Raw genomic sequence first — 14918 nt, 5'->3', positions numbered from 1 at the left:
TGGAAGGAAACAGGGGAAACGTGAGCAAGCCTGGGTTCGTCGACATCTGGCCGCTGTCCCCGCTGCAGAAGGGCCTGCTGTTCCACGCGCAGTACGACGATGACGGCGCGGACGTCTACGTCATCCAGATGGCCCTGGACCTGCGGCGGGAGCTGGACGCGGACGCCCTGCGCACCGCCGTGGCCGGGGTGCTGGCCCGGCACGACAACCTGCGGGCCTCGTTCCGCAACCGCGCCACCGGGGAGCCGGTCCAGCTGATCCTGCGGGACGCCGAACCGGACTGGTCCGAGACCGACCTCAGCCACCTGCCGGACGGCGAGCGGGAGGCCGAGCTCACCCGGCTGCTGGCCGCCGACCGGTCCCGCCGGTTCGACCTCACCCGGACCGCGCTTCGCTTCTCGCTGATCCGGCTGGCGCGGGCGGAGTACCGGTTCGTCTTCACCGCCCACCACATCGTGCTCGACGGCTGGTCCATGCCGCTGGTGCTGGGCGAGCTGATGGAGCTGTACAACAACGGCGGCGACAGCGCGGCGCTGGAGCCGGTCGTCCCGTACAAGGACTACCTGACCTGGCTGGCCGGGCAGGACCGGGACGAGGCCGAGCAGGCCTGGCGGCGGATGCTGGCCGGGGCCGAGCCCACCCTGGTGGCCGGCCCCACCACCAGTGGTGCCGCACTGCCCGTGCGGCTGGCCGAGGAGATCCGCCCGGAGCTCGCCGTCGCCGTGGCCGACCGGGCGCGCTCCCTGGGGCTGACGCTCAACAGCGTGATCCAGACCGCCTGGGGCATGGTGCTGGGCGGCCTCACCGGCCGCGACGACGTCCTCTTCGGCGAGACCGTCTCGGGCCGCCCACCGGAGCTGTCCGGGGTCGAGAAGATGGTCGGCCTGTTCATCAACACCCTGCCGGTCCGGCTGCGGATCGACGCCGGGCTCTCGCTCGCCGACCAGGCCCGCGCGCTCCAGGACGGGCAGGCGGACCTGATCGCCCACAAGCACCTCGGCCTCGCCGAGATCCAGCAACTACTGGGCAAGGGGCCGCTGTTCGACGCCCTCACCATCTTCGCCAACTACCCGGTCGACACCGACACCCTGTCGGACTCCGCGGAGGGCATGGGCGCGGTGGCGGCCAGCTCGGTGGACGCCACCCACTACGCGCTCAGCTTCGAGGGGACCTTCCGCGGCGACCGGATGGCGGTCCGCCTGGACCACCGGCCGGACGTGTTCGCCGAGGGCGCCGGCCGGGAGATCTTCGAGCGTCTGCTCACCGTGCTGACCGCCTTCGCCGAGGACCCCGGGCAGCCGGTGGGCTCGGTCCCGCTGTTCACCGATGCCGACCGGGCCCGGCTGGTGCGCGCCGCGCAGGCCCCGGCCCCGGTGGAGGAGACCGCGCCGGCCGCGGTGGCCGGAGCCGACGAGCCCCGGGACGAACGCGAGGCGCTGCTGGGCCGGCTGTTCGCCGAGGTGCTGGGGGTGGACTCGGTCGGGATCCACGACAGCTTCTTCGAGCGCGGCGGCGACTCCATCAGCTCCATCCAGCTCGCGCACCGCGCCCGCAAGGAGGGCGTGGCGCTGAGCCTGCGGGAGATCTTCGAGCACCGCACCGTCGCGCGGCTCGCCGCCCACGCCGGCGCGGGCCGCCCGGCGGCCGTGGTGGCCGCGGACGACGGCGTCGGCGAGGTCGGGCTCACCCCGATGATGCACTGGCAGCGCGAGCAGGGCGGCCCGGTGGACGCCTTCAACCAGACGATGACCGTCCCGGTCCCGGCCGGGCTGGACCTCGCGACGGTCCGGGCCGCCGTGCAGGCGCTGCTGGACCACCACGACGCCCTGCGCGCCCGGCTCGGCGGCGAGGGCGCCGACTGGCGGCTGGAGGTCGCCGCACGCGGCGCGGTGCGCGCCGAGGACTGCGTGGAGCGGGCCGAGGGCCACGACGAGCAGGCCGCCGTCGCCAGGACCCGCGCCGCCATGGAGCGGCTCGCCCCCCGCGAGGGCCGGATGCTCCAGGCCGTCTGGTTCGACGGCGGTGCGGCCGCCGAGGGCCGGCTCGCCCTGGTCGTGCACCACCTGGTGGTCGACGGGGTGTCCTGGCGCATCCTGCTGCCGGACCTGCACACCGCCCTGGCCGCGCTGTCGGCCGGCCGGCCGGTCAGGCTGGACCCGGTGCCGACCTCGTTCCGGCGCTGGACGGCCGAGCTGGCCCGCGAGGCGCACGCCGAGCACCGGACGGCCGAACTGGAGCTGTGGCACTCGATCCTGGCCACCGAGGACCCGCTGCTGACGGACCGTCCGCTCGACCCGGCCCGCGACGTGGTCGGCGTAGGACGGCAGCTCAGCATGGTGCTGCCCGCGCCGGTGACCGAGGCGCTGCTGGGCCCGGCGCCCGCGAGGTTCCACGCCGGCCCGGAGGAGGCGATGCTGACCGCCCTCGCCCTGGCGGTGGCCCGCTGGCGTTCCGAGCGCGGCCGCGGCGAGGGCAGCGCCGTGCTGGTCGGCCTGGAGGGGCACGGCCGCGAGGACATCCTGGACGGCGTGGACCTCTCCCGCACCGTCGGCTGGTTCACCACCCGGTACCCCGTCGCCGTCGACCCCGGCCGCGTCCCGCAGAGCGAACTGCGCGCCGGCGGCCCCGCCCTCGGCACCGCGTTCAAGACCGTCAAGGAGCAGTTGCGGGCCGTCCCCGACAAGGGCATCGGCTACGGCCTGCTGCGTCACCTCAATCCGGAGACGGCCGCCGGGCTGACCGGCCGGCCCGAGCCCCAGCTCGGCTTCAACTACCTCGGGCGGATGGGCACCGGCGACGCCGCCGACCTGCGCGAGGCCGGCACCGTCCGGGTGCGCGCGCTCACCGGCACCGGCGACGCGGCCATGCCGCTCGGGCACGTCCTGGAGCTCAACGCCGCCGCCCTGGACTACCCGGACGGCCAGCACCTGATCGCCACCTGGAGCTTCTCCGCCGAGCTGCTGGGCGACGAGGAGGTCGAGCGGATCGCCCGGCTCTGGTTCGAGGCCCTGGAGGCCCTGACCGTCCACGCCGCCGGTCCGGAGGCAGGCGGCCTCACCCCGTCCGACCTGCCGCTGGTCGCGGTCTCCCAGGACGTGATCGACCGCCTGGAGGCCGCCCCCGGCGGGCTCGCCGACGCCCTGCCGCTGTCCCCGCTCCAGCAGGGCCTGTACTTCCACAGCAGCTACGACGACTCGGCGGCGGACGTCTACACCATCCAGACGGTCCTGGAGCTGACCGGGCCCGTCGAGGCGGAGCCGCTGCGCAGGGCCGCTCGGGCCCTGCTGGCGCGGCACGACAACCTGCGGGCCCGCTTCGTCGAGGGCGAGGCCGGTCAGGTCCTCCAGGTGGTGCCGCGCGAGGCGGACGTCCCGTGGAGCGACGTCGACCTCGCCGGGCTGCCCCAGGGCGAGGCAACCCGCCGGGAGCAGGCCGTCCTGGCCGAGGACCGGGCGCTGCGCTTCGACCTCACCAGGGCCCCGCTGCTGCGCTGCACCCTGGTCCGCCTCGCCGAGGACCGCCATCGGTTCGTGCTGACCGTCCACCACCTGCTGCTGGACGGCTGGTCGATGCCGCTGGTGGTGCGCGAGCTGTTCCAGCTGTACACCGACTACCGCGACGGCGGCGACGGCGGCTCACTGCCGCCGGTCGTCCCGTACCGGGACTACCTGGCCTGGCTGGTGGCCCAGGACCGCTCCTCCGCCGAGGAGGCCTGGCGGGAGGCGCTGGCCGGCATCGAGGAGGTGACGCTGATCGCCCCCGGGGCCGCGGCCACCGTCCCGGCCCTGCCCGAGACCTGGGTGACCGACGTTCCGGACGGGCTGGCCGCCGAGCTGGCCGAGACCGCCCGTCGGAACGGACTGACCGTCAACACCCTGGTCCAGGGCGCCTGGGCGCTGGTGCTCTCCGCGCTCACCGGCCGGGACGACGTGGTGTTCGGCGCCACCGTCTCCGGCCGTCCGCCGGAGCTGGCCGGGGTGGAGAACATCGTCGGCCTGTTCATCAACACCCTGCCGGTGCGGCTGCGGATCGATCACGGCCTCTCGCTGGCCGCGCTGCTCCAGCGGCTGCAGACCGAGCAGGCCGCGCTGACGGCGCACCAGTACCTGAGCCTGGCCGACGTCCAGCGGCAGGCCGGCAGCGGCGAACTCTTCGACACCCTGGTGGTCTTCGAGAACTACCCGGTGGAGGAGGAGCCGCTGCAGCGCTCCGCCCGCGAGGTCGGCGTGGTCGACGCCGACGTGCGCGACGCGGTCCACTACCCGCTGGCCCTGCTGGCCGCACAGCGCGCCGACCGGCTCTCGGTGACCTGGGCGTACCGGCCGGACGTGCTGGACGAGGAGCGGGTGCGCGGCTTCGCCGACCGCTTCCTCGCCGTGCTGCGCGCCTTCGTCGCCGACCCCGGCCGACCGGTCGCGGCGCTCGACCTGCTCACCGCCGCCGAGCGGCGGCGGGTGCTCGTCGAGTGGAACGACACCGTGCCCCCGGTCGCCGATCGGTCGGTGACCGAGCGCTTCGAGGCGCAGGCGGCCCGCACCCCGGACGCCGTCGCCCTGATCGCCGGGGACCGGGAGCTGTCGTACGCGGAGCTCAACGCCCGTGCCAACCGGCTGGCCCACTGGCTGCGCGAGCGCGGCGCCGGGCCCGAGCGGTTCGTGGCCGTGCGGATGCCGCGCACCGCCGACCTGATCGTGTCGCTGCTCGCGGTGCTCAAGAGCGGCGCGGCCTACGTCCCGGTCGACCCCGCGTTGCCCCAGGAGCGGATCGCCCAGATCCTGGAGGACACCGAACCGGTCCTGACCCTCACCGGCTCGGAGGCGGCCGACCCCCGGCTGGCCGACTACCCGGCCACCGACCTGGGGGCGACCCGGCTGCCCGGGACCGCCGCGTACGTCATCCACACCTCCGGCTCCACCGGGCGCCCCAAGGGCGTGGTCGTCCCCGCCGGCGCGATGGCCGGCCTGCTGGCCGCGCTGGAGGAGTGGCTGCCGCTGACCGCCGCCGACCGGATGGCCGCGGTCTGCACCGTCGGCTTCGACGTCTCGGTGGCGGAGATCTACCTGCCGCTGGTCAGCGGCGCCGCCGTGGTGCTCGCCGACGCGGAGACCGTCAAGGACCCGGAGGAGCTGGCCGCCCTGCTCACCCGGACCGGAGTGACCGTGCTGGACACCGTGCCCAGCCTCTGGCACACCCTGGAGGCCACCGCCCCGGACGCCCTGCGCGGGCTGCGCAAGGGCGCCGGCGGCGAGGCGCTCCCGGACGGCCTGGCCCGTCGGCTGCTCGACCTCGGCGGCAGCCTGGTCAACCTGTACGGACCCACCGAGACGACCGTCTACGCGGCCGGCGCCCGGATCGACGGCGAGTCGCCGGTCACCATCGGCGGTCCGTTCGCCAACAGCAGGCTCTACGTGCTCGACGCGGCGCTGCGCCCGGTGCTGCCCGGCGTGCCCGGTGAGCTGTACATCGCCGGGGACGGCGTCACCCGTGGCTACCACCGCAGGCCCGGGCTGACCGCGGAGCGGTTCGTCGCCGACCCCTACGGCCCGGCGGGCGCCCGGATGTACCGCACCGGCGACCTGGTGCGCTGGACCGAGGACGGCCGGATCGACTACCTCGGCCGCACCGACTTCCAGGTGAAGCTGCGTGGGTTCCGGATCGAACTCGGCGACATCACCGAGGTGCTGAACCGCCACCCCGCCGTCGGCCAGGCCGTGGTGGGCGTGCGTGAGGACCGCCCGGGGGACCGCCGGCTGGTGGCCCACCTGGTCCCGGCCGGCGACGCCCGGCCGGACCAGGCCGAGCTGCGCGCGCACGTCGCGGCGGCCCTGCCCGAGTACATGGTGCCCTCGGCCTTCGTCGTCCTCGACGAGCTGCCGCTGACCGCCAGCGGCAAGGTCGACCGGGGCGCGCTGCCGGCCCCCGAGTCCGGCTCGGACGCGGACGCCCGCGAGCCCCGCACCGAGGCCGAGCGGATCCTCGCCGGGCTGTTCGCCGAGGTGCTCGGCGCCGAACGGGTCGGCGTGGATGACAGCTTCTTCCTGCTCGGCGGCGACAGCATCCTCACCATCCAGTTGGTCGGCCGCGCCCGTCAGGCCGGTCTCGACCTGTCCCCGCGGGACGTGTTCGCGCACAAGACCGTGGCGGCGCTGGCCGCGGCCGCGCAGCCGGAGCCGACCGCGGAGCCGGCCCCGCGCCCGACCACGCCGGTCGTCGGCGACGGCGTCGGAGACGTGCCGGTGACGCCGATCATCGACTGGCTTCGCGAACTGGGCGGCTCCATCGAGTCGTTCAACCAGACCATGTCGATGGCGGCCCCGGCCGGCCTGACCGCGGAGCTGGTCGAGCGGGCCGTGCAGGCCGTCCTCGACCACCACGACGCGCTGCGGATGACCCTGACCCGGATCGGCGGCGACATCGCCTGGTCGCTGGAGACCTCCGCGCCCGGGACCGTCCGCGCGGCCGACTGCCTGCACCGGGTCGACGTGGCCGCGCTGCTGCGCGGCGGGGCCACCGAGGAGGACCTCGACCGGATCGGCGCCGAGGTGACCACCGAACAGCAGGCCCTGCTCGACCCCGACCGGGGCCGGATGCTGCGCGTCGTCTGGTTCGACATGGGACCGGACAGTCCCGCCCAGCTCACCCTGATCGCGCACCACCTGGTGGTGGACGGCGTCTCCTGGCGCATCCTCATCCCGGACTTCGAGGCCGCCCTGCAGACGCTGCTGGCCGGTCACACGGTCGAGCTCGAACCGGTCGGCACCTCCTTCCGCAGCTGGGCCCAGCAGCTCAACTCGGCGGCGCTGGAACAGAACCGGCTGCAGGAGCTGCCGCTCTGGCGCGACATCCTCACCACCCCCGACCCGCAGCTCGCCGCCCGTCCGCTCGACCCGGAGCGCGACACCGTCGGCACCGCGTCGGTGCTCAGCCTCAGCCTGCCGCCCGCGATCACCGAGCCGCTGCTCGGAAGGGTCCCGGAGGCCTTCCGGACCGGTATCAACGACGTGCTGCTCACCGCGCTCGCTGTCGCCGTCGCCGACTGGCGGCGCGCGGCGGGCACCGGCGACGGCTCCGCCGTCCTGATCGACCTGGAGGGCCACGGCCGCGAGGAGATCCTGGCCGGGGTGGACCTGTCCCGCACCGTCGGCTGGTTCACCAGCAAGTACCCCGTCCGGCTCGACCCGGGCGAGCTGCCCGCCGACGAGCTGTTCGGCGGCGGGCAGGCCGCGGGCACGGCCCTGAAGCGGATCCGCGAGCAACTGCGCGCCATCCCCGACCGCGGCATCGGCTTCGGCCTGCTGCGGCACCTCAACCCGCAGACGGCCCGGGTGCTCGCCCGCTACCCGGAGCCGCAGATCGGCTTCAACTACCTCGGCCGGCTCGGCGCCGCCGACCCGAACCAGGGCGACCGGACCCGTCCCGTGGTCCAGCACCTGGCCGGTGCCCCGGACGCCGCGATGACGCTGCCGCACGTGCTGGACGTCAACGCCCGCACGGTCACCGACGAGGCCGGGCACTGGCTGGCCGCGTCCTGGACCTGGCCGAGCGAGCTGTTCACCGAGGACGCGGTCGCCGAGCTGGCCCGGGGCTGGTTCCGCGCCCTGGAGTCGCTGGTCGCCCATGCCGAGGGCACCCCGGACGCCGCCGGGATCAGCCCGTCCGACCTCACCCTGGTGAAGGTCAGCCAGGACGAGTTGGAGGGCCTGGAGCGCATCCAGCCCGGCCTGGTGGACGTCCTCCCGCTGGCCCCGCTCCAGGAAGGGCTGCTCTTCCACGCCCGCTACGACGAGCGGGGCGAGGACGTCTACAACCTCCAGACCGTGCTGGACCTGCGCGGCGAGCTCGACCCGGAGGCGCTGCGGGCGGCGGCCCGCGCGGTGCTCGGCCGGCACGACGTGCTGCGCGCGGGCTTCCGGTCCGGCGCCGCCGGACAGTCGCTGCAGGTCATTCCGCGCGAGGTCGGACTGCCGTTCACCGAACTGGACGTCTCCGGGCTCGACCCGGAACAGCGGGAGGCCGAAATCGTCCGGCTGACCGGCCGGGACCTGGCCGCCCGGTTCGATCTCGCCGTCCCGCCGCTGCTGCGCTTCACCCTGATCCGGGTGGGGGAGCAGGAGCACCGGCTGCTCTTCACCCACCACCACATCCTGCTGGACGGCTGGTCGGCCCCGATGGTGATGGCCGAGCTCTTCGAGCTGTACGAGCGCCGCGGCGACACCTCGGGCCTGCCCCCGGTGGTGCCCTACCGCGACTACCTCGGCTGGCTGGCCGGCCAGGACCGCGAGGCCGCCGAGAAGGCCTGGCGCACCGCCCTGGACGGACTGGAGGAGCCGACCCTGCTCGCACCGGCCCGCGCCGAGCGCGAGCCGGTGCGGCCCGAAGGCCACGAGGTCCGGCTGTCCGAAGAGGTCACCACCGCCCTGGCCGAGCAGGCCCGCCGACACGGCCTGACCAGGAACACCGTGGTCCAGGGCGCCTGGGCGCTGCTGCTGGCCGGCCTCACCGGCCGCGACGACGTCGTGTTCGGCGAGACGGTGAGCGGCCGGCCGGCCGAACTGCCGGGTGCCGAGACCATGGTGGGCCTGTTCATCAACACCCTGCCGGTGCGGGTCCGGATCGGCCGCGGCGACACCCTGCTGAGCCTGCTGAACCGGCTCCAGGACCAGCAGCTGGAGCTGCTCCCGCACAAGTACCTGGGCCTCGCCGAGATCCAGCAGTACGCCGGGTTCGGTGAACTCTTCGACACCGCCACCGTGTTCGAGAACTTCCCGGTGGACGCCGAGTCGCTCCAGGAGTCCGCCCAGGGCCTGGGGGTGGTCGAGGCGCGGCTGACCGAGGGCACCCATTTCGCCCTCGGGCTCTCGACCTCCGACAGCGCCCGCTCGCTCGGACTGAACGTCACCTACCGGCCCGACCTGTTCGACGCCACCCGGGTACGGAACCTCGCCGACCACCTGGTCCGGGTGCTGACCGCCTTCGCGGCCGACCCGGAGCGCCCGGTGGCCGACATCGACCCGCTCTCCCTGGAGGAGCGCCAGCGGGTGCTGGTGGAGTGGAACACCACCGGGCGCGAGGTCCGCCGCGACACCTTCGCGGAGCTGTTCCAGGCGCAGGTCGAGCGGGACCCGGTGCGCACCGCGGTGGTCCAGGGCGAGGCGGCCCTGACGTACCGGGAGCTCAACGAGCGGGCCAACCGCTGGGCCCGGCTGCTGATCGGCCGCGGCGTCGGCCCGGAGGACCGGGTGGCCGTCGCGCTGCGCCGCTCCACCGAGTGGCTCGCGGCGACCCTCGGCGTCCTCAAGGCCGGCGCGGTCTACGTGCCGGTCGACCCGGGGCACCCGGCCGACCGGATCGGCTACCTGGTCGAGGACGCCCGTCCCGCCGTGGTGCTGACCGCCTCCGACGACGCCGCGGCGCTCGCCGCGGCCGGGGTGACCGAGCCGCTGATCGTCGACGCCCCGGCGACCGTGGCCGAGCTGGCCGCGGCCGGGACCGACGACCCCGCCGACGATGACCGGAGGCGGCCGCTGCGCCCCGCCCACGCCGCGTACGCCATCTACACCTCGGGCACCACCGGCCGGCCCAAGGGCGTGCTGGTCCCGCACAGCGGCTTCGCGAGCATGGCCGGCGCGCACGCCGAGAACCTGGCCGTCGACCAGGACTCCCGGGTGCTCCAGCTGATCGCGCCGAACTTCGACGTCTCGGTCGCGGACCTCGCGATGACCCTGCTGAGCGGCGCCACCCTGGTATTGCCCGAAAGCCACCACCAGCCGGTCGGCGACGAGCTGACCGCCCTCGTCCGCTCCAGCGAGGCCACCCACGTCCAGCTCGCGGCCGGCACCCTGGCCACCCTCGACCCTGACGAACTCCCCACCCTGCGCACCCTGGTGACCGGCGGCGAACCGTGCCCGCCGGACCAGATCGCGATGTGGTCCGAGGGCCGCCGGATGATCAACGCGTACGGCCCGACCGAGACCATGGTCTGCGCCACCATGAGCCGCCCGCTCGCGGGTCGGGTGCAGCCCCCGATCGGTCGGCCGCTGTGGAACCGTCAGGTCTTCGTGCTCGACGGGCAGCTGCGCCCGGTCGCGCCGGGCGTGCCCGGTGAGCTCTACCTGGCCGGCGACGGGCTGGCCCGCGGCTACCTGGAGCGGCCCGCCCTGACCGCCGAGCGGTTCGTCGCGAACCCCTTCGGGATGCCGGGCGAGCGGTTCTACCGCACCGGTGACACCGTGCGCTGGACCGCGGACGGCGAGCTGGAGTACCTCGGCCGCACCGACGGCCAGGTCAAGATCCGCGGCTACCGGGTCGAACTCGGGGAGGTCGAGGCGGCCGTCGCCGCGCTCGACGGCGTCGAGCGGGTCGTGGTGCAGGCGCGCGACAGTGCCGAGGCCGGCCGACGGCTGGTCGCCTACGTGGTGCCCACCGACCCGGCCGCCTTCGACGGCCAGGCGATCCGCGACCGGGTCGCGGCGGAGCTGCCCGGGTACATGGTCCCGTCCGCCGTGGTGCCGCTGGAGCGGATCCCGCTCACCGGGCCGGGCAAGGTCGACTACCGGGCCCTGCCGGAGCCGGAGTTCCCTGCCGCGGACAGCGGCAGGGCCCCGCGCGACGAGCGGGAGCAGCGGCTCGGTGCGCTCTTCGCCGAGGTGCTCGGGCTGTCCGCGGTCGGCATCGACCACAGCTTCTTCGACCTGGGCGGGCACTCGTTGCTCGCCACCCGACTGGTCAACCGCATCCGGACCGCCTTCGGGGTGGAACTCCCGGTGCGGGCCGTCTTCGAGGCGCCGACCGTGGCGGCGCTGGCCGAGCGGCTGGAGGGCGCGGAGACCGCCCGCCCGGCTCTGGTCCAGGCCGACCGGCCGGACACCGTGCCGCTGTCCTACGCCCAGCGCCGGCTCTGGTACATGGACCGGACCAGCGGCGAGGCCCGGTACAACATCCTGCTGCCGCTGCGGCTGCTGGGCGACCTGGACACCGCGGCGCTGCGCTCCGCCCTGGCGGACGTGGTGGCCAGGCACGAGAGCCTGCGCACCGTCTTCCCGGTGTCGGACGGCATCCCGTGGCAGCGGGTGCTCACCCCGGAGGAGGTCGAAGTACCGCTGACGGTGGCCGAGTCGGCGCACAGTGAGCTGGACGGCGTACTCGCCGCCGCCTCCGACCGGGGCTTCGACCTGGCCACCGAGGCTCCGCTGCGCGGCCACCTGTGGCGGCTGGGCGAGCGCGAGCACGTCCTGCTGCTGGTGCTGCACCACATCGCCGGTGACGGCTCCTCGATCGCCCCGCTCGCCCGCGACCTGGCCACCGCCTACCGGGCCCGGATCGCCGGTGGCGCACCGGAGTTCACCCCGCTGCCGGTCCAGTACATCGACTACACGCTCTGGCAGCGGTCGGTGCTCGGCGACGAGGAGGACCCGGACAGCGCCGTGTCCCGGCAGCTGGCCCACTGGCGGACCGCCCTGGCGGACCTGCCGGAGGAGCTCAACCTGCCCTATGACCGCGCGCGTTCGGCCGAAGCGGCCGGCAGCGGCGGCGAGGTCCCGCTGCGGCTGACCGCGGAGCACGTCCGGCTGATCGAGGAGGTCGCCCGGGCCGCCGACGCGAGCACCTTCATGGTGCTCCAGGCGGCGGTGGCGGCCCTGCTCGGTCGGCTCGGCGCGGGGACGGACATCCCGCTCGGGTCGGTGATCGCCGGTCGCACCGACGAGGCCCTGGACGAACTGGTCGGCTTCTTCGTCAACACCCTGGTGCTGCGCACCGACATCTCCGGCCGGCCCGGCCTGCTGGAGCTGGTGCGCCGGGTCCGCACCGCCAACCTGGCGGCGTACGCGAACCAGGACGTCCCGTTCGAGCGGGTGGTCGAGGAGCTCAACCCGGTCCGCGCGGTGAACCGCAATCCGCTGTTCCAGGTCGCGATCAGCTACCAGAACAACGAGGAGGCGACGCTGGACCTGCCCGGGCTCGCCGTCTCGCCCCAGCCGTTCGGTACCAGCCAGGCCAAGTTCGACCTGTCCTTCAACTTCGCGGAGGAGCGCGACGCCGACGGCGCCATCGCGGTGCTCGGCGGGGTCGTCGAGTACAACAGTGCCCTGTTCGACGCGGACACCGTGGGCGCCGTCGCGGACCGGCTGGCCCGACTGCTCACGGCGGCCCTCGAGCGGCCGGAACAGCCTCTGGACGAGCACGAGTTGATGTCGGAACGGGAGAGCGCACTGCTGCTCCGCGAGGTCAACGACACCGGCCACGGGATTCCCGAGGGCACCGTCGCGGACGTCTTCGAGGACCGGGTGCGCCAGACCCCGCAGGCCGTTGCGGTGGTGGGGGAGGGGGCGCGGCTCAGCTACGCCGAACTCGACGCCCGGGCCAACCGGTTGGCCAACCACCTGGCCTCGCTCGGCGTCCGACCCGGCTCCAGGGTCGCCGTCCTGCAGGAGCGCTCGGTCGCGCTGGTGGTCTCCTTCCTGGCCGTCGCCAAGCTCGGGGCGGCCTACGTGCCGCTGGACTCCCGTTACCCGGCGGGCCGGCTGGAGCTGATCGTCGGCGAGGCGCGGTGCGCCGTCCTGCTGACCGACCGGGCCTCCTCGGGGACGGAGTTCCACCACGACGCCCTGGTGGTCGTGGTGGACGACGAGCCGGCGATCGAGGCACAGGACGCCTGCGCGCCCGCGGTGCGTCGGCACGGCGCCGAACTCGCCTTGGTCATCTACACCTCCGGTTCCACCGGGCGTCCCAAGGGCGTCGGGATCACCCACCGGGACGTGGTGGCGATGGCGAGCGACCACCGCTGGCTGACCGACCACGACCGGATCCTGGTCCACTCGCCCCAGGCCTTCGACGCGCTGTCCTACGAGGTGTGGGCGGGCCTGCTGGGCGGACACCAGCTGGTGGTCGCCCCGGCCGGACAGGTGGACCACGAGGCGCTCCGGGGCCTGGTCGCGGAGCACGGGCTGACCGCGGTGTTCGTCACCACCGCGCTGTTCAACCTGATGGCCGAACAGGGCGCGGACTGCTTCGCCGGGGTGCGGACCGTGCTGACCGGCGGCGAGCAGGTCTCGCCGACCGCGATCCAGCGGGTGCTGGACGCCTGCCCCGGCCTGGAGGTGGCGCACATGTACGGGCCCACCGAGGCCACCACCTACGCCACCCGGTTCAGCATCCGGGCGCCGTACCGGGTGGGCCGGACCGTGCCGATCGGCCGCCCGATGGACAACATGCGCGCCTACGTCCTCGACGAGCGGCTGCGCCCGGTGCCCCCGGGCGTCGACGGGGAGCTCTACGTGGCCGGCACCGGTGTCGCCCGCGGCTACCTCGACCGGCCGGGGCTGACCAGCGAGCGGTTCGTCGCCGACCCGTTCGACCCGGCCGGCGGCCGGATGTACCGCACCGGTGACCTGGTCCGCTGGGAGGCGGACGGGTACCTCACCTTCGTCGGCCGGGTCGACCACCAGGTGAAGATCCGCGGACTGCGGATCGAACTCGGTGAGATCGAGGCCGCCATCGACGCCCGGCCGGAGGTCGCCCAGGTCGTCGTGGTGGTGCGGCAGGACGAGTCCGGCAGCAAGCAGCTGGTGGCGTACGTGGTCCCGGCCGCCGGCGCCGAGACCGCTGACGCCGAACTCCGGGCCGCGGTGGCCCGGAACCTGCCCGAGTACATGGTCCCGGCCGCCTTCGTGGTGCTCGACGCGCTGCCGCTGACCGCCAACGGGAAGGTCGACCGGGGCCGGCTGCCGGCCCCCGACTTCGGCGCCCGGGCCGGCGGACGCGGGCCGCGCACCCCGCGCGAGGAACTGCTGTGCCAGATCTTCGCCGAGGTGCTGAAGGTGCCGCGGGTGGGCATCGACGACGGCTTCTTCGAGCTGGGCGGCGACAGCATCGTCTCCATCCAGCTGATGGGCCGGATCCGGTCGGTCTTCGGGGTCGAGCTGTCGAACCAGACCGTCTTCCAGACGCCCACCGTGGCGGGCATCGCGGAGCTGCTCGGCGCCGGCCCCGACGCGCAGGCGAACGGCTTCGACGTGGTGCTGCCGCTGCGCGCGACCGGCTCGCGACCGCCGCTGTTCTGCCTGCACCCGGTCGGTGGGGTCGGCTGGATGTACACCGGGCTGATGCGCCACCTCCACCGCGATCAGCCGCTCTACGCCGTCCAGGCGCGGGGCCTGGCCCAGGAGGAGCCGTTGCCGGCCGCGCTGCCGGAGATGGCGGCGGACTACCTGGAGCGGATCCGGGAGATCCAGCCGTCCGGCCCGTACCACCTGCTGGGCTGGTCGATGGGCGCGCTGCTGGCCCAGGAGATCGCCGTCCGGCTCCAGGAGCAGGGGGAGAAGGTCGCCCTGCTGGTCAACCTGGACCAGCCGCCGATGACCGAGGACCTGATGGGCGGCACGTTCGTGGCCGCCGACGACCAGAAGGTGCTCGCCGCGCTGCTGGACTTCGTCGGGCGCGACCCGGGCATGTTCGGCGACGGGCCGCTCGACCACGAGGAGGTCATGAAGGTCCTGCGGGAGGAGGGCAGTGCGCTGGCCACCTTCGACGAGGAGCAGATCATGCGGATCGGCCGGGTGACCAACAACAACTGGCACCTGACGGTCGGTCATCTGCCGCCGGTGTTCGACGGCGACCTGCTGCTGATCGCCGCGACCACGTCGGACGAACCCGCCGAGGACCGGGTCGCGGACACCGTCCGGCGGCTGTCGCCGTACGTGGCCGGCCGTGTCGAGGTGGCCGAAATCGACTGTGAGCACCGTCAGTTGCTCCATCCCGGCCCGCTGGCCGAGATCGGCCGGGTGCTGCGCGAGCGGCTGCGGGGCGACCTCGACTGACCGCCCCGGGCCGGGGTGGTGACCGCCGCCCCGGCCCGCCCGACCACCGGTGCCGCCCGTGCCCGTCACGGGCGGCACCGGGCCGTCGTTCCGGGCCCCGGC

Annotated in this window: 1 protein-coding gene; it reads left to right on the top strand. The window is 74.4% G+C overall.

The features are described 5' to 3' along the window. The first annotated feature begins 20 nt into the window (after positions 1 to 20). Positions 21 to 14816, top strand: coding sequence for an amino acid adenylation domain-containing protein (locus tag ACFVWU_RS20020; RefSeq protein ID WP_387622504.1), 14796 nt, complete (start codon positions 21 to 23; stop codon positions 14814 to 14816). Positions 14817 to 14918 lie beyond the last annotated feature (102 nt).

The organism is Kitasatospora sp. NPDC058190, assembly GCF_042883685.1.
Taxonomy (GTDB): domain Bacteria; phylum Actinomycetota; class Actinomycetes; order Streptomycetales; family Streptomycetaceae; genus Kitasatospora.
The sequence above is the reverse complement of the archived record's forward strand: the minus strand, read 5'-3'. Positions and strand labels throughout refer to the sequence as shown.